Source organism: Streptomyces aculeolatus, assembly GCF_020400605.1.
GTDB classification, from domain to species: Bacteria; Actinomycetota; Actinomycetes; order Streptomycetales; family Streptomycetaceae; genus Streptomyces; species Streptomyces aculeolatus.
Genome location: NZ_JAINRD010000023.1, coordinates 1 through 23,353, shown reverse-complemented (window position 1 = coordinate 23,353; position 23,353 = coordinate 1). Strand labels below are relative to the sequence as shown.

Genomic DNA, 23,353 nt, shown 5'->3' with positions numbered 1-23,353 from the left:
GTCAGCGGGCCCGCCGGCCTCCGGAGCCACCGCCCGACCCGTCCGCACGCGACCCGTCCGCACCCGCTCCGTCCGCACCCGACCTGTCCGCGTCCGACCCGTCCGCGTCCCACTCGTGCGCGCCCGGGGCGTTCCCGTCCCGGGCACCGAACCGCGCGTCGTACGTCCCGCGCAGCTCGTCCATCGGCAGCCCGCCCAGGTCCGCGCCCGCCGCCGCCTCCGCATCCCGCGCCTGCGCCGCCGCGCGCGCCTCCCGCGCCCGCCGGCGGGCGCGGCGCGCGCCGTAGCCGACGGCGGCGACCAGGCCGGCCAGCGCCAGCCCCGGCGGCACCACGGCCAGCGGCACCCAGTCCGGCTGCCGCAGCGCGTCGGCCGCGTCGAGCAGGGCGAACACGGCGCCGCAGAGCAGCACCAGGCCCGCGACGAGCTTCGCGGGCTCGAACCTATGACGCCGCACGCTGGACCTCCAGCTGGCCGATCGAGACCGTCAGGTCCAGCACCAGCGTCCCCTTCGGGCCCCCGGACCCGCCGCTCACGGGCTCCAGCACCGTGGCCCGCTCCTGCCCCGGCGAGACGTCGATGTCGCCGCCGTCGCCCGGGTCCTCGGTGCGCGTGGTGGGCGGCAGCTGCATGTCGCCGATGTCGACCTGGGAGCGCAGCTCCACCCGTACGTCGTCGGGGACCCGCACCGACAGCTGGCCCAGGCCCACCTGGGCCGCGGTCTCGACCCGGTCGCCCCTGCCGAGATCGAGCCGGGTGAGGTCGAGCACGGCCTCGCCGCTGCCCAGCTCGTACCGGTCGCGTACGTCCGCGGCCGCCGCCGGGCGCCAGTTCCGCTCGCCCCAGTCGGCCGTGATGGTGTCCGGCAGCCACAGCGCGACGGCCAGCAGGACGGTCGTCAGCAGCGCCCAGAAGGCGGTGCCGCCGCCGGTGCGGCCGAGCCAGGCGCTGACCGTGAAGCCCGCGCCGAAGACGGCCAGCGCGCTGCCGAGGCCGAACGCCAGCGTGGTGCCCAGCGGCTCCGCGCCCCAGGTGGCGCTGATGACGACGGCGCAGGTCCCGGCGGCGGCGAGGAACGTCCAGCCGCCGATGCCGGCCGCCTCCTGCTCGCCCCGGCCGTCGCCGGGCGGCGCCTTCTGCGCCCGGAAGCCGGCCCCGGGCGGGCTGCCCGCGGCCGCGTCGTCGGCGTCCTCGCCGTCGTCGGGGCCCCAGAGGTAGGGCGGGAAGTCGCCGTCCTTGGTGAGCGGGTCGCGCCACCAGGACGGGGAGTACGGCACGGGCGGCGGCGCCGTCTCCGGCGGGGCGTCGGCCACCGCGTGGGCGGTGGCGTCGTCCACGGGGACGCCGTCGGCGGCCAGTTCCTCGGCCGCGCGGCGGTGGTGCGACCAGTAGGCGGCGCCGCCGAGGCAGAGGATCAGCAGCGCGGCGAAGAAGTGGGTGTCCGTGGAGTTCAGCACGGACAGGAACAGGCCGCAGCCGACGATGGCGAAGAGCAGCGCCGTCAGCGCCGAGCCCTCGACCCGGCCGGAGAGCAGCCGGCGGCCCTCGCTGTCGTCCTCGCCGTCCAGCGGCATCAGCAGCCAGGCGAAGCCGTACGCGACGAGGCCGAGGCCGCCGGTGGCGGTGAGCACGCCGAGGACGACGCGGAAGATGACGGGGTCCATGCCGAAGTACTGGCCGAGGCCGCCGCAGACGCCGCCGACGACCTTGTAGCGGCGGCTGCGCCGCAGCCGCGGCCGGGCGGGGGCGCCCTCGGGAGGGCCGGGCGCCGGTCCGGCCGCGGAGCCGGGCTCCGCGTCCCGCGCACCCGGGTCGTCACCCGGGTGTGCGCCGGGGCTCGTGTCCGTCATGGGTCCATGGTGGCGGACGCCGCCGCGGCGCGGGAGGCGGGACTACCCCGAGCCCACCCTGAAATCCTCCGGGGACCGATGGGGGGCCAACCCTGATGCCAGGGCCGCCCCGCCCGTGTGACGATGCATGGCATGACCGCCCCGACCGCCGCGCCCGCTCCCGAGGGCACCGCTCCGCCCGGCGGCCCGTACGACCCGTACGAGCGGCCCATCCGGCGGCTGTACCGCAGCGCCGACGGGCGCTGGCTCGGCGGCGTCGCGCGCGGGCTCGCCGGGCACCTCGGCCTGCCGGTGTCGTGGGTGCGCATCGTCTTCCTCGGCCTGCTCATGGCCAACGGCCTGGGCGTGCTGGTGTACGCGGTCTTCTGGTTCGTCGTCCCGCTCGGCCAGGGCGGCCGGGCGGAGAAGCCGCTCGTGGACGTCGACGCCGACGGGCGCAAGCGGCTCCGCAAGCCCGACAAGGGGCAGCTGCTCGCCCTCCTCGCCCTGCTCATCGGCGCCGCCATCTTCGCCGGCAGCCTCGACCTGGGCCGCTCCAACGCCTTCGTGTGGCCGCTGCTGCTCATCGGCGCCGGTGTGGCCCTGGTGTGGCGGCAGGCGGACAACGCGCGGCGGGCGAAGTGGGCGGCGGTCACGAAGCGGACGAAGTTCCTGCCGCTCGCCCGCGGCGCCGCCGGGGTGCTGCTGGTCGGCGCGGGCGTCAGTGCGATCTTCATCATGCAGGGCTCCACGCGGCACATCGGCGCCGTCGTGCAGGCGTCGCTCGCGGTGCTGGTGGGCGTGGCGCTGCTGGCGGGGCCCTGGCTCGTACGGATGGTGCAGGACCTCTCCGAGGAGCGGCTGATGCGCATCCGGGCGCAGGAGCGCGCCGAGGTCGCCGCCCACGTGCACGACTCCGTGCTGCACACCCTCACGCTGATCCAGCGCAACGCCGACAACGCCGGCGAGGTGCGCAAGCTGGCCCGCGCGCAGGAGCGGGAGCTGCGCACCTGGCTGTACAAGCCGGAGGGGACCGGCAAGGACGAGGACGAGGGGGCGGGTCCCGGGACGCTCGCCGAAGGGGTGCGCAGAACGGCGGCGGAGGTGGAGGACCACCACGGGGTGCCGGTGGAGGTGGTGTGCGTCGGCGACTGCCCGCTGGACGACAAGCTGGGTGCGCAGTTGCAGGCCGCGCGTGAGGCGATGGTCAACGCGGCCAAGTACGGTGGCGGGGCGGGGCCGGTGCAGGTCTTCGCGGAGGTCGAGGGGCGGCAGGTCTTCATCTCGGTGAAGGACCGCGGTCCCGGCTTCGACCCGGACGCGGTCCCGGCCGACAGAATGGGCGTACGCGAGTCCATCATCGGCAGGATGGAGCGCAACGGCGGCACCGCCCGGCTGCGCACGCCGGCGGGCGGGGGCACCGAGGTGGAGCTGGAGATGGAGCGCGCCGAGTGAGGCGTACGCGGACACGGTGGGCGCAGTGAGGAGCGGACGATGACGGACGACGCAGCGGGCGGGACGCCGGCGGCGGGGAGCCGGGCGGCCGGGACCCCGGCGCCCGGGACCGGGACGGGCGGCGCGGGCCGGGAGGAGGGCCGCCGGGTGCGGGTCGTCCTCGTCGACGACCACCGCATGTTCCGGGCCGGGGTGCAGGCGGAGATCGGGGTGACGGACGAGACCGGCGTCGAGGTCGTCGGCGAGGCGGCGGACGTGGAGCAGGCCGTGACGGTCATCACCGCCACCCGCCCCGAGGTCGTGCTGCTCGACGTGCACCTGCCGGGCGGCGGCGGCGTCGAGGTGCTGCGCCGCTGCTCCGGGATGATGGGGGAGTCGCCGAGCGGCGAGGCGCCGGTGCGCTTCCTGGCGCTGTCGGTGTCGGACGCGGCGGAGGACGTCATCGGCGTCATCCGCGGCGGCGCCCGCGGGTACGTGACGAAGACCATCACCGGTACCGACCTCGTCGACGCGATCTTCCGGGTGTCCGAGGGCGACGCGGTCTTCTCGCCGCGGCTCGCCGGCTTCGTCCTCGACGCCTTCGCGTCGACGGACGCGCCGCCGGTGGACGAGGACCTGGACCGGCTGACGCAGCGGGAGCGGGAGGTGCTGCGGCTGATCGCACGCGGGTACGCGTACAAGGAGGTCGCGAAGCAGCTCTACATCTCCGTCAAGACCGTCGAATCGCATGTCTCGGCGGTGCTGCGCAAGCTCCAGCTGTCGAACCGGCACGAGCTGACGCGCTGGGCGACGGCCCGCCGGCTGGTCTGACCGACCGGCGGACCGCTCCCGCCCCCCCGCGTCCCCGCACGGTCAGGCGGGGCGTACCGCTGTCACGAACGGCATCGAGTCCACCGGGGCGTAGCGCACGGTCGCGCCCGGGCGGGGCGCGTGGATGATCTGGCCGCCGCCCGCGTAGATGCCGACGTGGGTGAGGCCGGAGTAGTAGAAGACCAGGTCCCCGGGCGCGAGTGCGGAGCGCGGGACGGTGGTGCCCGCGGCGGCCTGGGTGTAGGTCGTACGGGGCAGGGAGACGCCGGCGGCGCCCCAGGCGGCCTGCGTGAGGCCCGAGCAGTCGAAGGAGCCGGGTCCTACGGCGCCCCAGATGTACGGGCTGCCGACCGCGCCCTGGGCGTACGACACGGCGCGCGCGGCGCGGGCGTTGGGCGCCTGCACCGGCCCGCGCGCGGCGTCGCGCGCCGCCCGGTCGCCCGCCGCGCCGCCCGCGCCGCCGTGCCCGTCGGTGCCGAGGACGGCGTCGCGCTGCTCGGCGGTGAGGGTGTCGAGCAGCCGGCGGGCCTCGGCGAGCTTGCCCTCGATCGCGCTCTTGCGCCGCTTCAGCTCCGCCCGCGCGTCCGTGAGCTCCGCCAGCCGGTCGTCGGCCTTCGTCCGCACCTGCTCCACCTCCTGGAGCTGCCGTCCGACGCCTTCGAGCGCGGCGGCCTGCCGGTTGCCGACCCGTTCGAGCAGCGCGGCGCGGCTCAGGTAGTCCTCCGGCTCGGCGGAGAGGGCGAGCTGCACGGTGGGGTCGGCGGTGCCGCTGCGGTACTGGGCGGTGGCGAAGGAGCCGAGCGCGTCGCGCGCGTCGTTGAGCCGCGCGGTCTTGCGGGCGGCCTCGTCGCGGAGGTCGTCCAGGGCCCGTTCCGTACGGTCCGCCTTCTCCGCGACGCCGTTGTACTCCTCGACGGCCTCCTCGGCCTCGTGGTGGAGCCGGTCGACCTTCGCCTCGACCTCCGCCCGGGTCGGCTGCGGGTCGGCTCGGGCGAAGCCGCCGAGTGCGCTGACGGTGGCGGCGCCGACGAGGGCGATCACCCCGGCGGTACGGGCCGTGGCCCTGCCGGCCGCGGCCTTGCTGTGAGACGCCACGCGGGCGTTCACCCCTTTCTTGCGGTCCGGCGGCGGCCCGCACGGGGGAGCGGGCCGCCGCCGGCTCTCGGCGGAGGTGGCCGGCTGCCGCGCCGGTGACACGGGCGGCGGTGAGGAGCCGACCACCTGAGCGGAGACGCTAAGCCGAGGGCGCGGCGCAAGAGGAGGGGATGAAAGAGACTTACCGGACCTGCCCGATGGTGACAGGTTGTGATCGCATGAACACGACCGGCTGGGCTGCGGGTTGGGATCTGTGACCGATGTGCCGGAAGCGGTCACCCCCATGACGGCTGTCTGTTACGGACCGCTACGCTCGCGCCCATGGATGTACTCATTAACGTCTTCGTCGCCACGCACGTCATCGGTGTCGCCGCGCTGCTGGGCGGCTGGCTCACCCAGTTGAAGTCGTTGAAGACGGGTGACGTGCGCATCGTGCCCGCGATGGTGCACGGCGCGCTGGTCATGCTGGTCACCGGATTCATCCTCACCGGCCTCAACGAGGCCGATGACGTGGAACTGAACCACACGAAGCTCACCGTCAAGAGCGTGGTCCTGATCGCGATCCTCGTCATGGTCTACCTCAAGCGGGCGGAAGAGCGCGTCGCGAAGGGCTACTTCCTCGCGATCGGGCTCCTGACCATGGCCAACATCTTCATCGCCACCACCTGGACCTGAGGCCGGCCCGGCACTCCGGCCCTCTGTCCCCCCGTGCGCCCTGCCGTCAGGCCGGGCGCACGCCGCTGTGGAACGGCATGTAGTCGATCGACTCGTACTTCACGTCGTCGCCCGGCTTGGAGGCGTGGATCATCTGCCCGTTGCCCACGTAGATCCCGACGTGGCTGATGTCGTCGTAGAAGAAGACCAGGTCGCCGGGCTGCAGATCCGCCTTGGCCACCTGCGTGCCCGCGTTGACCTGGTCGTAGGTCGTCCGCGGCAGGGAGATGCCCGCCTCGCGCCAGGCGGCCTGGGTCAGGCCCGAGCAGTCGTACGAGTCCGGGCCGGTGGCCCCCCACACGTACGGCTTGCCCAGCTGCGCCTCGGCGAACGCCAGCACCTTCTCCGACTTCGTGGCGCCGGTGTCCGCGGGCGGCGGCTCCTCCTGCTGCTCTTCCTCCTGGGCCTGCTCCTGCTCGCGCTGCTCCTGCTCGCGGCGCTCCTGCTCCGCCTGCTGCTGCCGCTCCAACTCCGCCTGGCGCGCGGCCTCCTCGGCCTTGCGCCGCGCCTCCTCCTCGCGCTTGCGCTCCAGCTCGGCGAGGCGCTGCTTCTCCTCCTCGGTGAGCCGGTCCAGCACCTTGCGCGCGTCGGACAGCTTCGTCTGGACCTCCTTCTTGGAGTCCCGGAGCTGCTCCTGCGACTCGGTGAGGTCCTTCAGGCTCTCCTGCGCCGCCGCGCGCTTCGTGTTGGCCTTGGCCTGGCGCACCTGGAACTGGTCGACCGCGGCCTGCTCGCGGTTCGTCAGCCGCTCCATGAGGTGCGCCTGGTCGAAGTAGGTCTGCGGGTCCGGCGCGAGCATGAAGGTCGCGGTGGGCGTGATGCCGCCGGTGCGGTACTGGGCGGCGGCGAGGCGGCCCAGCTCGCGCCGCGACTCGTTGAGCCGCGCGGTCTCCTTGGCCACCTCGTCGAGCTGCTGCTCGACGCGGCCGCGCTGCTGCGAGGTCTGCTCCTTGGCGCCGTTGTAGCGCTCGGTGGCCCGCTCCGCCTCGTGGTAGAGGTGGTCGACTTCCTTCTGCACGTCCTCGATCGACCGCTCGGCCGGGGTCGCGCCGGCTTCCTGGGTGAGAAGCGTCGCGGAGGCCAGGGCCGCGGAGCCGACGCCGACGGCGGTACGACGCCCCGCCGGCGACTCCAGGATCCGGGTCCGCGGCTTTCGGTGGGAAGCCAAGGCAGGCCACTCCTTCCGTCCGGGCAGTGCCGAGCACGGTAGCCACTCGGTGGGACTGCTGTGAAGTCTGATGTTCGATTTGCCCGAAACCGTTTCGTGATCCGAGGCGCCGTTGCGGCCAATTCGGACATCCCGCGTGGGTTGTCGGTGGGGCGGCCTAGACTCTGGAGACGATGAGCAGCCTCTTCGACGACAGTCATCTCGCCCTCGCCGCGAGCACCCCGGAGCCGTACTACCGCGATGGCGCGCCCCGGCCCGTCACGGACCCGGAAGCGCTGCTCACCGGGTTGAACGAGCAGCAGCGGGCCGCCGTGGAGCACGCCGGCTCGCCCCTGCTGATCGTCGCCGGCGCCGGCTCCGGCAAGACCCGCGTGCTGACCCACCGCATCGCGTACCTGCTCGCCAGGCGCCGCGCCCACCCCGGCCAGATCCTCGCCATCACGTTCACGAACAAGGCGGCCGGGGAGATGAAGGAGCGCGTCGAGGAGCTGGTCGGCGCGCGCGCGAACGCCATGTGGGTCTCCACGTTCCACAGCGCCTGCGTGCGCATCCTGCGCCGCGAGTCGAAGAAGCTGGGCTTCACGTCCTCGTTCTCGATCTACGACGCGGCCGACTCGCGCCGGCTGATGGGCCTGGTCTGCCGGGACCTTGACCTCGACCCCAAGCGCTACCCGCCCAAGGCGCTCAGCGCCAAGGTCTCCAGCCTGAAGAACGAGCTGATCGACGAGGAGAGCTGGGCCGCCCAGGCCACCGACGGGTACGAGAAGACGCTCGCCGAGGCGTACGCGCTGTACCAGTCGCGGCTGCGCGAGGCCAACGCGCTGGACTTCGACGACCTGATCATGACGACCGTGAACCTGCTGCAGGCCTTCCCGGACGTCGCCGAGCACTACCGCCGCCGGTTCCGGCACGTGCTGGTCGACGAGTACCAGGACACGAACAAGGCGCAGTACATGCTGGTGCGCGAGCTGGTCGGCCCGCCGGCGGAGGAGGGCGGCTCCGCGGCCGCCGCGGAGCACGGGACCGCGGCGGAGGACGGGGGCGGGCCGGAGGACGGGGGCGCGGAGCGTACGCCGGGGCCGGAGGGCCCCGCGGAGCTGTGCGTCGTCGGCGACGCCGACCAGTCGATCTACGCCTTCCGCGGCGCCACCATCCGCAACATCCTGCAGTTCGAAGAGGACTACCCCGACGCGCGCACGATCCTGCTGGAGCAGAACTACCGCTCCACGCAGACGATCCTCAACGCCGCGAACGCCGTCATCGAGCGCAACGCCTCCCGCCGCCCCAAGAACCTGTGGACCGACGCCGGCGCCGGCGCCCGCATCGTCGGCTACGTCGCGGACACCGAGCACGACGAGGCGCAGTTCGTCGCCGACGAGATCGACCGGCTCTCGGACGCCGGCGACGCCCGCGCCGGCGACGTCGCCGTCTTCTACCGGACGAACGCGCAGTCCCGTGTCTTCGAGGAAGTCTTCATCCGCGTCGGCCTGCCGTACAAGGTCGTCGGCGGCGTCCGCTTCTACGAGCGCCGGGAGGTCCGCGACGTCCTCGCGTACCTGCGCGTGCTCGCCAACCCCGAGGACTCCGTGCCGCTGCGCCGCATCATGAACGTGCCCAAGCGCGGCATCGGCGACCGCGCCGAGGCGATGATCGAGGCGCTGGCGCAGCGCGAGCGGATCTCCTTCCCGCAGGCGCTGGTCCGCGTGGACGAGGCGTACGGGATGGCGTCCCGTTCGGTCAACGCGGTCAAGCGGTTCAACACGCTGATGGAGGAGCTGCGCACGGTCGTGGAGTCCGGCGCCGGGCCGGCCACGGTGCTGGAGGCGGTGCTGGAGCGGACGGGCTACCTCGCCGAGTTGCAGGCGTCGACCGACCCGCAGGACGAGACCCGGATCGAGAACCTCCAGGAGCTGGCCGCCGTGGCGCTGGAGTTCGAGCAGGACCGCGGCGAGGAGGGCCCGGGGACGCTCGCCGACTTCCTGGAGCGCGTCGCGCTGGTCGCCGACAGCGACGAGATCCCGGAGGAGGAGACGGACGGCTCCGGTGTCATAACGCTGATGACCCTGCACACCGCCAAGGGGCTGGAGTTCCCGGTGGTGTTCCTCACCGGCATGGAGGACGGCGTCTTCCCCCACATGCGCGCCCTCGGCGACGTCAAGGAGCTGGAGGAGGAGCGCCGGCTGGCGTACGTCGGCATCACGCGCGCGCAGGAGCGGCTCTATCTGACGCGCTCGGTGATGCGCAGCTCGTGGGGCCAGCCGTCGTACAACCCGCCCTCGCGCTTCCTGGACGAGATCCCGCCGGCGTATCTGGACTGGCGGCGCACGGGCGCCTCGGCGACCCGGGGCGGCGGCGGGGGGCGGTCGCCGATGGAGTCCGCGGCGGCGGCGCTCGCGTCGTCTTCCACGTCGGCCCGTACGCGGCAGGGCCCTTCGGGCTTCGCCACCGGGCGGGCGACGGAGCGGCCGGTGATCGCGCTGTCGGTGGGGGACCGGGTGACGCACGACCAGTTCGGGATGGGCACGGTGGTCGAGGTGTCCGGCTCGGGCGCGAACGCGCAGGCGACGATCGACTTCGGCGACGGCGGTCGGGCGAAGAAGCTCCTCCTGCGGTACGCGCCGGTGGAGCGGCTCTAGCGCCGGTTCGGGGCGGGCCGTGGCCGGCCGGGTCGGAGCCCGGCCGGCGTTGTCCTGCCGTGTCCTGAGGGGCCTGCCGCGCGGGGCCTACTGCGGGTCGAGGCCCTTGTCCTGGAGCCAGGCGAGCGGGTCGATGGCGGAGCCGCCGTAGGGGTGCACCTCGAAGTGCAGGTGCGGGCCGGTGGAGTTGCCGGAGTTGCCCGAGTACGCGACGACGTCGCCTGCCTGTACGGGGCCGGTGGTGACGGCGTAGCTGTCGAGGTGGGCGTACCACGTCTCGGTGCCGTCCGGGGCGGTGAGGACGAGCATGTTCCCGTACGAGTAGTCGTAGCGGGTGGTGACCGTGCCGTCGGTGGCGGCCTTGACCTCGCTGCCGTACGACACGGGGAAGTCGATGCCGGTGTGCACGGACATCCAGTTGACGCCGGCCTGGCCGTAGTACGCGCTGAGTCCCGGGTTGTCGACGGGGACCGCGAACTTCGGGCGCAGCGCCTCCTTGCGCGCGGCCTCCTCCGCCTCCCGCTTCCGCTCGGCCTCCTGCTTCTCCTTGAGGTCGATGCGCTCCTGGGTGCGGCTGGCGCGGTCGGCGAAGCCCTCGGCGTCCTCGGTGACGCCGCGAAGCTGCGTGTCGAGCGCGGCGTTGGCCTTCGAGGTCTTGGCAGAAGCCGTGTCCGGGGCCGCCTGCGTCGTCTTGCCGTCGTCCTCGCCGCTGCCGGAGCCCGTGCCGGTGACGCTCGCGGCGGCGACGCCGGCCACGCCGACGACGGCGATGGACGGCACGGCCACGGTGAGCAGCGCGGAGCGCTTGGGACAGCGGCGCCGGCTGCTGCGTACGGCGCGGCCGACGGGGACGCCGACCGGCTTGCGCGCGCCGCCACCGCCGGGGGCGGGGTCGGCGTCGAGGGCCGCGGGAGTGTCGGGCGCGTCGATGCCGCCGGGGTGGTCGAGCCCGTCGAGTCCGTCGAGCCCGCCGGGTGCGTCGGGGCCGTCGTGCTCGGCGAGGGCGGTGAAGTCCCAGGCGGCGGTCGCGTCGGGGTCGGCGTGCCCGGCGGCCGTGGCGTAGGCCGCGTGCTCGTCGTACGCGGCGGTGGCGGCGGCCGTCTCGGCGAACGTCTCGGCGAACGACTCGGGGTACGCGGCGGCTTCGGCGTATGCCGTGGCGTCCGGGTACCCGGTGGTGTCCGCGACCGCCTCCGCGTACACCGCGGGGTCGTAGTGGCCGGTGTCCCAGCCGCCGGCCGAGTCGTACTGCGCGGCGGCGTGCTGGGCGGCCTCGTGCTGCACGGCCTCGTACTGCGTGCCGTCGTGCAGCGCCGTCTCGTGCTGCGCGGTCTCGTACTGCGCTGCCTCGTACTGCGTGCCGGTGTCCCAGCCGGACCATTCGCCGGTGGTGTTCCACTGCGCGGTCGGGGCGCTCGCCGAGGGGTAGCCGTAGTCGTAGTCGTCGGCCGGGCCCGCCTGCCGCGGGATGCCGCCGGTCGGAACGCCGGCGGCCGGGGTGTCGGCGGCGCCTTCGGACCAGAGCGCGGAGACGTCGTAGCCGCCGGAGGCCTGCGGGTCGGCGGCGTAGGGATCGGCCGTGCCGTACAGGCCGTTGGCGCCGTACGCGCCGAAGTCGGCGGACTGCGTGCCGGCGTCCCACGAGGGGGCGAGGTCGGGCGTCAGATAGCCGCCGGCCTCGTAGCCGGTGGTGGCGTACGCGCCCGTGTGGCTCACGTCGTAGCCGTCGTAGCTCTGGTCGTAGCCCTGATAGCCGTGATGGAGAGGCTCTTCACCGGAACCGCCGCCGTGGCCGGAGGTGTCGTAGCCGTACCCGTAGCCGTCGAGGCTTCCGAACGCGGATGCGTCGTCGGCGGGAGAGGTCGGGGTGGGGAAGCCCGACGGGGGACGGTCGTTCACCACTTCTCTTTCGCCTCGGGAGCAGGAGACTGCCGCGACTGTACCGGGCGTCCCACGGCTCGACAATCTTTCCTTGGTTTCGCCGGGGCGCGTTCGGGGCACTTGCCCGATTTTTCGAGTACCCGAGGGTAAGACCGGGGCCACGGCTGTCCGATTTGCCGGTGGCCGGCCGTGTGATTTCCCCCTCCCGGGATGTTGCGGTCGACCGGGGTGCGCGATGCTGGGGATAACGTTCGTTCACACCCTCGAAGGATTCACGAACGCGCGGCACCGCGCGATGGAGGCAGCGATGAGTGGCACCGGTCCGATCCGCGTGGTGGTGGCCAAGCCGGGACTCGACGGCCACGACCGCGGGGCCAAGGTCATCGCGCGGGCGCTGCGCGACGCCGGCATGGAGGTCATCTACACGGGCCTGCACCAGACGCCGGAGCAGATCGTCGACACCGCGATCCAGGAGGACGCCGAGGCGATCGGCCTCTCCATCCTCTCCGGCGCGCACATGACGCTCTTCGGCAAGGTCGTGGAGCTGCTGCGGGAGCGTGACGCGCTGGACATCAAGCTGTTCGGCGGCGGCATCATCCCGGACGACGACATCCCGCAGTTGAAGGGGCTGGGTGTCGCGGAGATCTTCACCCCGGGCGCGGCGACGACCGAAGTGGTGGAGTGGGTGCGGACGAACGTCCGCGAGCCGGCGGGCGCGTGAGGGCGTACGCCTGAGGCGCGCTCCCGGTGGCGCGCTCCCGGTGGCGCGCGGCGCCACCGGGAACGGCCCCGTCCCGTACCCCTTACGCCCCCCGTGGCCCTCAGGGCCGCAGGGCGGCGGGCGTGGTCAGCTCGTCGCGCATCGCGGCGCGTATCCGCAGCGTGGCCACCAGCCGCTGGAACGCCTCCGACCAGTAGCCGGCGGCGCCCGGCGAACTCTCCTCCGCCTCCTCGTGCGTCGCGGCGAGCGGTTCGAGGCGGACGGCGTACGAGGGGTCGAGGCAGCGCTCCGCGAGGCCCATCACGCCGCTGAAGCTCCACGGGTAACTGCCGCCGTCGCGCGCGATCTCCAGGGCGTCGACCACGGCCCGGCCCAGCTCCTCCGGCCATGGCACGGCACAGGCGCCGAGGAGGCGGAACGCCTCCGACAGCCCGTGCGCCGAGATGAACTCCGCGACCCACGCGGCCCGTTCCGCCTCGGGCAGCGCGGTGAGCAGCCGGGCGGGGTCCCTGCCGGGTACGTTCTCGCCGCCGCCGGCCGTGCGGCCGGGGCCCGAGGGCGCGGGCGGGCGCGAGGCCCCCGGCCCGCCGGCGGTGAACGCGGGCGGCTCGCCGGGCGGCGAGGTCGGGGCGGTGCCGAGGAGGGCACGGGCCCAGGCGGAGTCGTGCTGCCGGGCGGCGGCGCGGCTCCAGGCGGCGAGCAGGTCGGGCCGCCAGCCGTCGGCGACGGGCAGCGCGACGACCTCCTCCGCCGTACGGCCGTCGAAGACCTCCTGCCACACGGCCAGCGGCGCGGCCGCGACCAACTGCCCGAACCACCAGGACCGCTCGCCCATGCCCGCCGGCGGCGTGGCCACCAGGCCGTCCCGCTCCATGGCGGCGTCGCACTCGTACGGCGCCTCCACCGCGATCACCGGCGGCTCCTCGCTGCGGTCGAGCACCACCAGCGACCGGACCCGCGCGGCCATCCGCCCGGCGAGCGCGGATCCGGGGAGCCCGGCGAGGAGTTCGGCCGCCGCCGTCCGGACGCCGCGGCTGCGATCGCCGAGGGCGCCTTCGAGGAACGGCTCGTCGGCGAGGGACAGCCCCGTGCGCAGCAGCTCCACGAACGCGAGCCGGTCCTCGGCCTTCTCCGCCGGCCATGTCGAGGCGAGCAGTTCGACGGCGCCCGCGGGGTCGGCCCGGCGCACCTCGGCGAAGAGCGCGCTGCGCACCTGGCTGGTCCCGGGCCCGCCGGCCCGTGGGCCCTCCTCCCACAGGGCGCGGACGGCCGCCGCGTCGCGGGGGTCGGGCAGCGCGGGCCCGGCAGCGCCGTCGCGCAGCAACGGCGCCCACTGCGGCGCCCGCTCGGCCAGCCACAGCCCGCGCGGCCCGGCGAGGGCCAGCGCGTGGGGCCGCAGGTCGATACGGGCCCGGGCGGCGTCGAGCAGCGGGGGCAGCAACTCGGGCGGCGCCTGATAGCCGCACTCGACGGCGTGGCGCAGCCACTCCGGGATCAGTTCGGCGAGGTCGGGGGTGGGCCCGCGGCGGCCTCCGCCGCCCGCGCCGGAGCGGTCCGCGAGCAGCGCGGCGAGCCGCCGCCGCGCGGCGGCGGGCAGCCGGGGCCGCGGATCGTGCGCCGCGGGCTCGGGCAGCCGCCGTGCCGGGCCCGGCACGAGCCCGGCCCGCCGCCGCACGGTCGCCGCGGCGGCGGCGTCGAGCAGCGCCCCCTCGTCGACACCGCGCCGCCCGGCCCCGACGACGGCAGCCGCGACCAACTCCCCCCAGCCCCCGGCCGGACTCCCCGCGAGATCCTGCGTGCCGGCAGTCATTCCGCCCCCTCCGCGCTCATCGCCTCCGTGCCCCGCTCCACCACGCCACCGGCTTCCGCGCCCCAGCCGCCATCCGGCCCGGGCGCGCCCGTACGGGTACGTAGCACCGCACGGTGGGACGTCGGGTGCCTGTCCTGCACCGGCCGTTCCCCGCGGGTGCGCGCTGCTTCGGGCGCCGCCCCCGCAGGCCGCCTTCGCACGCGTACACCGCTCGTCGTCAGCGCCACGCGCCCCCTCCCTTCGGGGCCGCGATCGGCGCGCCCGCCCCCGCGCCCGCCGCCGTGCCCGTCAGCGGGACGGTCGTGCCCGCGGAGAACGTCGTCAGCGGGCGGAAGCCCGCGTGGCCGAACTCGCCGAAGACCGTCACCGGGCCGCCCCCCGACACCGCGAGGAGCTGCCACACGCCCGCGCCGCGTCCCGCGGCCGGGTGGAGCGGCAGCGCGCGCCCGCCCGTGCGCTCTGCCAACTGCCAGCCCTCGTCGCCCTCTTCCGGGACCGGGACCACGTCCGTGAGGACCACCGGTATCCCCTCCAGCCACGGGTCGGCCGCCAACGCGGCCCCGTACGCCGCGGCCGCCTCCGCGATCCCGGCCCCCGGCGGCACGGTCCGCTGCCGGCCGCCCTCACCCGCCGGGGTCCGCGGGCCCGCGTGGACCGTGCCCAGCGCCGCGCGCAGCGGGTACGCGCCCGGGTAGTACGCCAACTCCGCGTCCAGCACCAGACCCGTCGGCAGCGACTGCTCCGGCGCCCGGCCGGCCGCCCCGTACGCCAGCAGCAGCGCCATGCGCTCCGTGCCCGCGCCGTGCAGCCAGATGCGGCGCGTGACCAACTTGCCGTCGTCGGCGTCCTCCTGGGCCAGCACCAGCCACTCGTCCCGCAGCGTGCTCCCGCGCAGCAGCCCCGCTGCGTCGACCGTGAGACCCACCCGCGAGCGCACCGTCGCGGCCAGCGGCTCGGGCAGCTCGTCCAGCCGTAGGAAGCCCTGGTCCAGCAGGTGCGTCAAGCTGCACTCGGCGAGCAGCCGCGCCGGCCACCCCGGTCCCGAGGCCGGCAGCGCCCCCAACTCGCGCACCCGCGCCGCGAGCCCGGGCGCCTGCGCGTCGACCATGCGCGCCGCCGTCTCCTCCCACACCGCGCCCCGCGGCGCCGCCGCCAGCCCGTCGCGCAGCAGGTCCGTCAGCCGCTGCTCCAACTCCGCGGCCCCCGCGGCGATCCGCTGCCGCCGCTGCTCCGCCCGCCGCTCGGCCTCGGCCGCCGCGGCGGGATCCGGGGCCCGCTCCGCCGCGGGCCGGGCCGCCGCCTTCTGCTCCGCCTTCTCCCGCCTCCCGGCCAGCCACTCGGCCGCCCACTGCGGAACTGCGGCTTCCGCCGGGGCGTCGGCCACCTCGCCCTGCGCCCAGCGCAGCAGCAGCCCCAGCGCGTGCTTGCACGGGAACTTCCGGCTGGGACAACTGCACTTGTACGCCGGGCCCCGCAGATCCACCACCGCCTGATACGGCCTGCTCCCGCTCCCGCGGCACAGCCCCCAGACCGCCCCGCCCGCCGCACCGGACTCCACCCACGGCCCGGCCGCGGCGAGCTTGCCGGCCGCCGTGCGTGACGAGGCGTCAGGAGCCAGCCCCCACACCTGATCCACGCTCCACCGTTCGCTCAGCCCGTCCATGCCCACGACGCTACGGCCCGCCACTGACAACGGTCCTGACCTGCGTTGTCCACAGGCGTGGGAGCGGTGTCAGTGCCGTGCGGCATGGTGGTTTCCGCAGGCGCCGCGGCGGTAGCGGGCGGCGGCTGCGACCGAGTCGGCGAGGAGGGGACGATGACGACCACGACAGGGGCGGACGCGGCCATCGGGGGCACCGCTTCGGCGGGCCTGTCCGCGGGTGCCGGAGGGGCCGGAGGGCCGGCGGGCGCCGAGGGGGCCGAGGCCGCGGACGCCGCGCTGCGGCCGCACGCCGAGGACGCCTTCGCGCATGAACTGGCGGCCCTCGCCGCCGCGGACGACCGGCCCCGGCCGGAGCGCTGGCGGCTCTCGCCGTGGGCGGTGTCCACGTATCTGCTGGGCGGCACGCTCCCGGACGGCACGGCCATCACGCCCAAGTACGTCGGCCCGCGCCGGATCGTGGAGGTGGCGGTCGCCACGCTGGCGACGGACCGGGCCCTGCTGCTCCTCGGCGTGCCCGGCACCGCGAAGACCTGGGTCTCGGAGCACCTGGCCGCCGCCGTCAGCGGCGACTCCACGCTGCTCGTCCAGGGCACGGCGGGCACGCCGGAGGAGGCGATCCGCTACGGGTGGAACTACGCGCAGCTGCTCGCGGCGGGCCCCAGCCGGAAGGCCCTGGTGCCCAGCCCGGTGATGCGGGCGATGGCGGAGGGCATGACGGCGCGGGTCGAGGAGCTGACCCGTATCCCGGCCGACGTGCAGGACTCGCTCATCACGGTCCTGTCGGAGAAGACCCTGCCGATCGCGGAGCTGGGCGAAGAGGTCCAGGCGGTCCGCGGGTTCAACGTCATCGCGACGGCCAACGACCGCGACCGCGGGGTCAACGAGCTGTCCAGCGCGCTGCGCCGCCGCTTCAACACGGTGGTGCTGCCGCTGCCGGCGTCCCCCGAGGACGAGGTCGGGATCGTCACGCAGCGCGTCGCGCAGATCGGCGCCTCCCTCCGGCTGCCGCCGGTCCCGGAGGCGGTGGACGAGATCCGCCGGGTCGTCACGGTCTTCCGCGAACTGCGCGACGGGCAGACGGCCGACGGCCGGACGAAGGTCAAGTCCCCGTCCGGGACGCTGTCGACGGCCGAGGCGATATCCGTCGTCACCGGCGGCCTCGCGCTGGCGGCGCACTTCGGCGACGGGGTGCTGCGCGCGAGCGACGTGGCGGCGGGCATCCAGAGCGCGGTGGTCCGCGACCCGGCGGCCGACGGCGTGGTGTGGCAGGAGTACCTGGAAACGGTCGTACGCGAGCGCGACGGCTGGAAGGACCTCTACCGCGCGTGCCGCGAGATCTCGGCGTGACGGTGGCGCGGGTGGCCGGAGGGGCGGGTGAGGGGTGCGGACCGTAAAGAAAAGAGGAATAGGGGAGCGGCGGGAGAGGGAGGAGGAGCGGGGGTGAGGGTGACGGAAGAGGCGTACGCGAGCGAGGGGTTCGCGGGCGAGGGGGCCGCGGGCGTGGAGCAGGAGGCGGCGGGGCACGGGGCCGGGGGAGCCGCGGGGGGTGCCGCGGGAAGAGGGGCGGAGCACGTGGGCGGGAGAGCCGGCGTCGTGGAGGGGGAGCGGGCTGTGGTCGGTGCGGCGGAGGAGCGCGGGCCGGGCGGTGCCCAGGCGGCTGCGGCCGTCGAGCCGCTGCTGCTCGGCGTGCGGCACCACGGCCCGGGGTCCGCCCGCGGGGTCGCGGCGGCGCTGGCCGCGTACCGGCCGCGGGTCGTGCTCATCGAGGGGCCGCCGGAGGCGGACGCCATCGTCGGGCTGGCCGGCGACGAGGACATGCGGCCCCCCGTCGCGCTGCTGGCCCACGCCGTGGACGAGCCGGCGCGGGCGGGGTTCTGGCCGCTGGCGCACTTCTCGCCCGAGTGGGTCGCGATCCGCTGGGCGCTGAGCCACGGCGTCCCGGTCCGCTTCATCGACCTCCCCGCCGCCCACACCCTCGCGATGGCGGGCGCCGAACTGCCCGCTCCGGGCGGGCCGGGGGCGGACGGCGATCCGGACCCGGGCTCGGCGGCGCCGGGCGAGGAGGCGGCCGGTCCCGGCGGCGGGGACGGGCCGGAGGGAGCGGGGCGGGCGGCTCCCGACCCCGAGGCGCTGCGCATCGATCCGCTCGCGGTCCTCGCGGACGCCGCCGGCTACGACGACCCCGAGAGGTGGTGGGAGGACGCGATAGAGCACCGCATGCCGCGCCGCCCCGCCGCCGGGGAAGTCCCCGACGGCGGCGACGCGGCAGCGCCGTTCGCTGCGCTGGGCGAGGCGATGGGCGCGCTGCGCGAGCGGTACGGCGACGGCGGACACGACCGGGACCTCGTGCGCGAAGCGCACATGCGGCTGCGGTTGCGCGAGGCGCGGCGCGAGTTCGACGGGCAGGTCGCCGTCGTCTGCGGTGCCTGGCACGTGCCCGCGCTGCGGGCCCGTGCCGCCGTCACCGCGGACCGCCGCCTGCTCAAGGGCCTGCCCAAGGTCAAGACCGAGGTGGCGTGGGTGCCGTGGACCCACCGGCGGCTCGCGCGGCAGAGCGGCTACGGGGCGGGTATCGACTCCCCGGGCTGGTACGCGCACCTCTTCGAGGCCCCGGACCGGCCCATCGAGCGCTGGCTCATCAAGGTCGCCGACCTGCTGCGCGGCGAGGGCAGGACGGTGTCGTCGGCGCACGTCATCGAGGCCGTGCGGCTCGCCACCGCGCTGGCGACGATGCGGGGCCGCCCGCTCGCCGGGCTCGCCGAGACGCTGGACGCCGTACGGGCCGTGATGTGCGACGGCTCCGAGGTGCCGCTCGCGCTCGTCGCCGACCGGCTCGTCGTGGGCGACGCGCTCGGGGAGGTGCCGGAGTCGGCCCCCGCGGTGCCGCTCCAGCGGGATCTGGCGCGTACGCAGCGGGCGTTGCGGCTGAAGCCGGCGGCCGAGGAGCGCGAGTTGCAGCTCGACCTGCGCAAGGAGACCGACGCGGGACGCAGCCGTCTGCTGCACCGGCTGCGGCTCCTCGGCGTCGACTGGGGCGTGCCCGCGGCCTCACGGGCGAGCACCGGCACGTTCCGCGAGACGTGGAGCCTGCGGTGGGAGCCGGACCTGTCCGTGCGGGTCGTGGAGGCGGCGCTCTGGGGCACGACGGTGCTCGCGGCGGCCACGGCGAAGGCCGAGTACGAGGCGGCGCAGGCCGGTTCGCTGGCGCAGGTGACGGCGCTGGCCGAGCAGTGCCTGCTCGCCGAGCTGACCGACGCGCTGCCGGTCGCCATGCAGGCGCTCGCCGACCGCGCCGCGCTCGACACGGACGTCGGCCACCTGGCGCAGGCGCTCCCGGCGCTGGCCCGCTCCGTCCGCTACGGCGACGTCCGCGGCACGGAGACCGCGGCGCTCGCGGAGGTCGCCACGGGCCTGGCCGACCGCATCTGCGTCGGCCTCCCGGCCGCGTGCGCGGGGCTCGACGCGGACGGCGCCCAGGAGATGCGCACGCACGTCGACGCGGTGCACGCGGCGGTGGCACTGCTGGACCCGGGGCCCGCGGCGGAAGGTGCCGGTGCCGGTGGCGGTGCGAAGCCGGGGGCCGGTGGGCTGCGGGGGCGGTGGGCCGCTGCGTTGCGGGTGCTGGGCAGCCGGGACGCGGTGCCGGGGCTCATCCGGGGCCGGGCCGTGCGGCTGCTCCTCGACGGGGGCCGGATGCCGGCCGCCGAGGCGGAGCGGGTCATGGGCCTCGCCCTGTCGCACGCCGTGCCGCCCGCGGACGCCGCGGCGTGGGTCGAGGGCTTCCTCGGCGGCGACGGCGGCATGCTCCTCGTGCACGACGACCGGCTCCTCGCGCTCGTCGACGGCTGGCTGACAGGGCTGTCCGGCGATGCCTTCACGGACGTGCTGCCGCTGCTGCGGCGGACGTTCGCGGAGTACGAGCCGGGAGCCCGGCGCGCCATCGGCGAGTTGGTGCGCCGCGGCGCCGCCGCCGCGGGCCCGGCGGAGCCGGACGGCCTGCCCGGCTTCGCGGACGAGGTCGACGCCGCCCGCGCGGCGGCCGTCCTGCCGACGCTCCGCGCGCTGCTCGGGACCGAGGAGGGACGGCAGTGACCAGGCACCCCGCCCCGGGCGACCCCGACGGAGGGAACCCCGCGCCCAGTCGACCGCACCCCCGCACGCCACACGAGGAGCCCCCGATGCCCGAACCCCACCCCGCCCCCGGGCCAACCCCGGACAAGCAAGGCCCCGCAGCCACCGCGGAGGGCCCGCGCATCGGCGCCCCCACGCGGTCCGCCTCCCCGGCCCCGACTCCCGCCCCCCGCCCCGGCGCCCCCGATCCCGGCACCGATCCCGCCTCCCCCGGAGGGGAGCGGCTTCGGCGGTGGCGGCTCGTGCTCGGGGGCGAAGGCGGCGGGGACGGGACCGGGCAGGCGCTCGGCGGGGACGACGCCGGGATGGACCGGGCGCTCGCCGCGCTCTACGGGCGGTCCGAGGAACCCGGCCGCGGCACCCGGCGGAAGGCCGGGCTCGGCGGGTCCGCACCGCAGGTGGCCCGGTGGCTCGGAGACGTGCGGACGTACTTCCCCACCACCGTCGTCCAGGTCATGCAGCGCGACGCCATCGACCGCCTCGGCATCGCCTCCCTCCTCCTCGAGCCCGAGATGCTCGCCGCCGTCGAGCCCGACGTGCATCTCGTCGGCACGCTGCTCTCCCTCGCCAAGGCCATGCCCGACGAGGCCCGCGAGACCGCCCGCACGGTCGTCCGCCAGGTCACCGACGACCTCGAGCGCAAGCTCGCCGCCCGCACCCGCGCCACCCTCACCGGCGCCCTCGACCGGGCCGCCCGCGTGCAGCGGCCCCGGCACCGCGACATCGACTGGGACCGCACGATCCGCGCCAACCTCAAGCACTACGTCCCCGAGCACCGCACCGTCGTCCCCGAGCGCCTCGTCGGCTACGCGCGCGCCGCGCGCTCCGTCCGCAAGGAAGTCGTCCTGGCCATCGACCAGTCCGGCTCCATGGCCGCGTCCGTCGTCTACGCCTCCGTCTTCGGCGCGGTCCTCGCCTCCATGCGCTCCCTCGCCACCCGCCTCGTCGCCTTCGACACCGCCGTCGTCGACCTCACCGACCAGCTCAGCGACCCCGTCGACGTGCTCTTCGGCACCCAACTCGGCGGCGGTACGGACATCAACAGGGCGCTCGCGTACTGCCAGCAGCGCATCACGCGTCCCGCGGACACCGTGGTGGTGCTCATCAGCGACCTGTACGAGGGCGGCATACGCCAGGAGATGCTGAAGCGGGTCGCCGCGATGAAGGCGTCCGGTGTGCAGTTCGTCGCGCTGCTGGCGCTCTCCGACGAGGGGGCGCCGGCGTACGACCGTGAGCACGCGGCCGCGCTCGCCGCGCTCGGCGCGCCCGCGTTCGCCTGTACACCGGAGCTGTTCCCGGAGGTGATGGCGGCGGCGCTCGAAGGCCGCCCGCTGCCCGTCCCGGCGGCGACGTGAGAGGGAACGGGAGCCGCGCCGTGCGCGCGACGTGAGCCGCGCCACATGCGCGGCGCGGACCCGGCCGAGAGCAGTCCCCCGTGGCCCATCCGTACCCCGTGCACGCGGGAACCGCACTTGTGACCGTTCTCACCGCGCCGGTGTGACCCCGGATTTATGCCGCGCTGTCAGGCAGGGCTAACCTGCAAGACGACCCTGCCATTACAACGCGACACGACTGAATCACAAGGGACGGACGCGCGTGGATCTGTTCGAGTACCAGGCGAGGGATCTCTTCGCCAAGCATGGTGTACCGGTGCTGGCCGGCGAAGTCATCGACACGCCCGAGGCGGCGCGCCAGGTGACCGCGGAGCTCGGCGGTCGCGCCGTCGTCAAGGCCCAGGTCAAGACCGGCGGCCGGGGCAAGGCGGGCGGCGTGAAGCTCGCGTCCGACCCCGACGACGCCGTCGAGAAGGCCGGCCAGATCCTGGGCATGGACATCAAGGGCCACACGGTCCACAAGGTGATGCTCGCCCAGACCGCGGACATCGCCGACGAGTACTACGTGTCGTACCTCCTCGACCGCGCCAACCGCACCTTCCTCGCCATGGCGTCCGTCGAGGGCGGCATGGACATCGAGGAGGTCGCCGCCACCAAGCCGGAGGCGCTGGCGAAGATCCCCGTCGACGCCAACGAGGGCGTGACCGAGGCCAAGGCCCGCGAGATCGTCGAAGCCGCGCGCTTCCCCGCCGAGATCGCCGACCAGGCCGTCGAGGTCCTGCAGACGCTGTGGACGGTCTTCGTCAAGGAGGACGCCCTCCTCGTCGAGGTCAACCCGCTGGTCAAGACCGCCGACGGCAAGGTCCTGGCGCTGGACGGCAAGGTGTCGCTGGACGAGAACGCCGAGTTCCGCCAGCCCGACCACGTCGCGTTCGAGGACAAGGCCGCCGCCAACCCGCTGGAGGCCGCGGCCAAGGCCAAGGGCCTCAACTACGTGAAGCTCGACGGCCAGGTCGGCATCATCGGCAACGGCGCGGGTCTGGTCATGTCGACGCTCGACGTCGTCGCGTACGCGGGCGAGAAGCACAGCGGCGTCAAGCCCGCCAACTTCCTCGACATCGGCGGCGGCGCCTCCGCCGACGTGATGGCCAACGGCCTGGAGATCATCCTCGGCGACCCGGACGTCCGGTCCGTCTTCGTCAACGTCTTCGGCGGCATCACCGCGTGCGACGCGGTCGCCAACGGCATCGTGCAGGCCCTCGAACTGCTCAGGAGCAAGGGCGAGGACGTCACCAAGCCGCTGGTCGTGCGGCTCGACGGCAACAACGCCGAGCTGGGCCGGAAGATCCTCAGCGACGCCAACCACCCGCTCGTCGAGCAGGTCGACACGATGGACGGCGCCGCCGACCGCGCCGCCGAGCTGGCCGCCAAGTAAGGACAGAGGACAGAAGAAAACCATGGCTATCTTCCTCACCAAGGACTCCAAGGTCATCGTCCAGGGCATGACCGGCTCGGAGGGCCAGAAGCACACGCGGCGGATGCTCGCGTCCGGCGCCAACGTCGTCGGCGGGGTCAACCCCCGCAAGGCAGGCCAGAAGGTCGACTTCGACGTCGTGTCGGAGACGCGCGAATCGAGCACAGTCGAGATCCCGGTCTTCGGCTCCGTCCAGGAGGCCATCGACACCACCGGCGCCGACGTCACCGTCATCTTCGTGCCGGAGAAGTTCACCAAGTCCGCCGTGATCGAGGCCATCGACGCCGAGATCCCGCTCGCGGTCGTCATCACCGAGGGCATCGCGGTCCACGACACCGCCGCGTTCTGGGCGTACGCGGGCGCGAAGGGCAACAAGACGCGCATCATCGGCCCCAACTGCCCCGGTCTGATCACCCCCGGGCAGTCCAACGCCGGCATCATCCCCGCGGACATCACCAAGCCCGGCCGGATCGGCCTGGTGTCGAAGTCCGGCACGCTGACGTACCAGATGATGTACGAGCTGCGGGACATCGGCTTCTCCACCTGCGTCGGCATCGGCGGCGACCCGGTGATCGGCACCACCCACATCGACGCGCTCGAAGCCTTCGAGGCCGACCCCGACACCGACCTGA

General features: G+C 74.8%; 17 protein-coding genes. 10 read left to right on the top strand and 7 right to left on the bottom strand.

Annotation, left to right across the window (positions count from 1 at the left end; genetic code table 11):
* Position 1 precedes the first annotated feature (1 nt).
* Entirely contained in the window at positions 2 to 457 is a 456-nt protein-coding gene (locus LG396_RS30060) for a hypothetical protein (protein ID WP_100299251.1), read from the bottom strand.
* A complete protein-coding gene (locus tag LG396_RS30055; RefSeq protein ID WP_225797189.1) occupies positions 444 to 1,850 on the bottom strand; it encodes a PspC domain-containing protein in 1,407 nt (468 codons plus the stop codon). Before LG396_RS30055 ends, LG396_RS30060 begins: the two co-directional genes overlap by 14 nt.
* A 132-nt stretch (positions 1,851 to 1,982) precedes the next feature.
* On the opposite strand from LG396_RS30055, the gene LG396_RS30050 reads away from it, so the two are divergent.
* Positions 1,983 to 3,284, top strand: a complete 1,302-nt coding sequence (locus LG396_RS30050) for an ATP-binding protein (RefSeq protein ID WP_018834749.1) — start codon at positions 1,983 to 1,985, stop codon at positions 3,282 to 3,284.
* Positions 3,285 to 3,323: 39 nt separating this feature from the next.
* Positions 3,324 to 4,094, top strand: a complete 771-nt coding sequence (locus LG396_RS30045; RefSeq protein ID WP_037740182.1) for a LuxR C-terminal-related transcriptional regulator — start codon at positions 3,324 to 3,326, stop codon at positions 4,092 to 4,094.
* Between the two features lie 42 nt (positions 4,095 to 4,136).
* Here LG396_RS30045 and LG396_RS30040 read toward each other — a convergent pair whose 3' ends face one another.
* A complete protein-coding gene (locus tag LG396_RS30040) occupies positions 4,137 to 5,201 on the bottom strand; it encodes a C40 family peptidase (protein WP_225797188.1) in 1,065 nt (354 codons plus the stop codon).
* Positions 5,202 to 5,510: 309 nt separating this feature from the next.
* Between LG396_RS30040 and LG396_RS30035 the strand changes: the two genes are divergently transcribed.
* Positions 5,511 to 5,864, top strand: a complete 354-nt coding sequence (locus LG396_RS30035; protein WP_018834746.1) for a hypothetical protein — start codon at positions 5,511 to 5,513, stop codon at positions 5,862 to 5,864.
* 46 nt (positions 5,865 to 5,910) lie between these two features.
* On the opposite strand, the gene LG396_RS30030 is transcribed toward LG396_RS30035, so the two are convergent.
* Positions 5,911 to 7,071 (bottom strand): C40 family peptidase, encoded by a 1,161-nt coding sequence (locus LG396_RS30030; protein WP_018834745.1) that lies wholly within the window; start codon positions 7,069 to 7,071, stop codon positions 5,911 to 5,913.
* 173 nt (positions 7,072 to 7,244) lie between these two features.
* On the opposite strand from LG396_RS30030, the gene pcrA reads away from it, so the two are divergent.
* Positions 7,245 to 9,707, top strand: a complete 2,463-nt coding sequence (pcrA, locus tag LG396_RS30025) for a DNA helicase PcrA (protein WP_225797187.1) — start codon at positions 7,245 to 7,247, stop codon at positions 9,705 to 9,707.
* An 87-nt stretch (positions 9,708 to 9,794) separates the two neighbouring features.
* Here the strand turns inward: pcrA and LG396_RS30020 are convergent, their stop codons facing one another.
* Positions 9,795 to 11,606: a M23 family metallopeptidase gene (locus tag LG396_RS30020; RefSeq protein WP_225797186.1), complete on the bottom strand. Its 1,812-nt coding sequence runs from the start codon at positions 11,604 to 11,606 to the stop codon at positions 9,795 to 9,797.
* A 289-nt stretch (positions 11,607 to 11,895) separates the two neighbouring features.
* Here LG396_RS30020 and icmB point away from each other — a divergent pair, with 289 nt between their 5' ends.
* Positions 11,896 to 12,309 carry a coenzyme B12-dependent isobutyryl CoA mutase small subunit gene (gene icmB / locus LG396_RS30015; protein WP_018834742.1) on the top strand — a complete coding sequence of 138 codons (414 nt, stop codon included), beginning with the start codon at positions 11,896 to 11,898 and terminating at the stop codon, positions 12,307 to 12,309.
* 100 nt (positions 12,310 to 12,409) lie between these two features.
* Here the strand turns inward: icmB and LG396_RS30010 are convergent, their stop codons facing one another.
* A complete protein-coding gene (locus LG396_RS30010) occupies positions 12,410 to 14,119 on the bottom strand; it encodes a DUF5691 domain-containing protein (protein ID WP_225797185.1) in 1,710 nt (569 codons plus the stop codon).
* A gap of 217 nt (positions 14,120 to 14,336) precedes the next feature.
* Positions 14,337 to 15,782: an SWIM zinc finger family protein gene (locus LG396_RS30005; RefSeq protein WP_263979772.1), complete on the bottom strand. Its 1,446-nt coding sequence runs from the start codon at positions 15,780 to 15,782 to the stop codon at positions 14,337 to 14,339.
* A 153-nt stretch (positions 15,783 to 15,935) separates the two neighbouring features.
* On the opposite strand from LG396_RS30005, the gene LG396_RS30000 reads away from it, so the two are divergent.
* The 5 genes from LG396_RS30000 to LG396_RS29980 all read left to right on the top strand — a co-directional run.
* On the top strand, positions 15,936 to 17,129 hold the full coding sequence (locus LG396_RS30000) for an ATP-binding protein (protein WP_225797184.1): 1,194 nt from the start codon (positions 15,936 to 15,938) through the stop codon (positions 17,127 to 17,129).
* A gap of 99 nt (positions 17,130 to 17,228) precedes the next feature.
* Positions 17,229 to 19,874, top strand: coding sequence for a DUF5682 family protein (locus LG396_RS29995; RefSeq protein WP_225797255.1), 2,646 nt, complete (start codon positions 17,229 to 17,231; stop codon positions 19,872 to 19,874).
* Positions 19,875 to 19,960: 86 nt separating this feature from the next.
* The gene (locus LG396_RS29990) at positions 19,961 to 21,268 is read left to right on the top strand and encodes a VWA domain-containing protein (RefSeq protein ID WP_225797183.1); all 1,308 of its coding nucleotides are present in this window, start codon (positions 19,961 to 19,963) and stop codon (positions 21,266 to 21,268) included.
* 241 nt (positions 21,269 to 21,509) lie between these two features.
* Positions 21,510 to 22,682, top strand: coding sequence for an ADP-forming succinate--CoA ligase subunit beta (gene sucC / locus LG396_RS29985; RefSeq protein ID WP_225797182.1), 1,173 nt, complete (start codon positions 21,510 to 21,512; stop codon positions 22,680 to 22,682).
* A gap of 22 nt (positions 22,683 to 22,704) precedes the next feature.
* Positions 22,705 to 23,353 (top strand): succinate--CoA ligase subunit alpha (locus LG396_RS29980; protein ID WP_225797181.1); only part of this gene is annotated, 649 nt, incomplete at its 3' end.

What these genes read in the sequence shown, in the direction of transcription:
- LG396_RS30055 (WP_225797189.1), bottom strand. Translation starts at nt 1,850, where the DNA reads ATGACGGACACGAGCCCCGGCGCACACCCGGGTGACGACCCGGGTGCG.
- LG396_RS30050 (WP_018834749.1), top strand. Translation starts at nt 1,983, where the DNA reads ATGACCGCCCCGACCGCCGCGCCCGCTCCCGAGGGCACCGCTCCGCCC.
- LG396_RS30045 (WP_037740182.1), top strand. Translation starts at nt 3,324, where the DNA reads ATGACGGACGACGCAGCGGGCGGGACGCCGGCGGCGGGGAGCCGGGCG.
- LG396_RS30035 (WP_018834746.1), top strand. Translation starts at nt 5,511, where the DNA reads ATGGATGTACTCATTAACGTCTTCGTCGCCACGCACGTCATCGGTGTC.
- pcrA (WP_225797187.1), top strand. Translation starts at nt 7,245, where the DNA reads ATGAGCAGCCTCTTCGACGACAGTCATCTCGCCCTCGCCGCGAGCACC.
- icmB (WP_018834742.1), top strand. Translation starts at nt 11,896, where the DNA reads ATGAGTGGCACCGGTCCGATCCGCGTGGTGGTGGCCAAGCCGGGACTC.
- LG396_RS30010 (WP_225797185.1), bottom strand. Translation starts at nt 14,119, where the DNA reads ATGACTGCCGGCACGCAGGATCTCGCGGGGAGTCCGGCCGGGGGCTGG.
- LG396_RS30005 (WP_263979772.1), bottom strand. Translation starts at nt 15,782, where the DNA reads ATGGACGGGCTGAGCGAACGGTGGAGCGTGGATCAGGTGTGGGGGCTG.
- LG396_RS30000 (WP_225797184.1), top strand. Translation starts at nt 15,936, where the DNA reads ATGACGACCACGACAGGGGCGGACGCGGCCATCGGGGGCACCGCTTCG.
- LG396_RS29990 (WP_225797183.1), top strand. Translation starts at nt 19,961, where the DNA reads ATGCCCGAACCCCACCCCGCCCCCGGGCCAACCCCGGACAAGCAAGGC.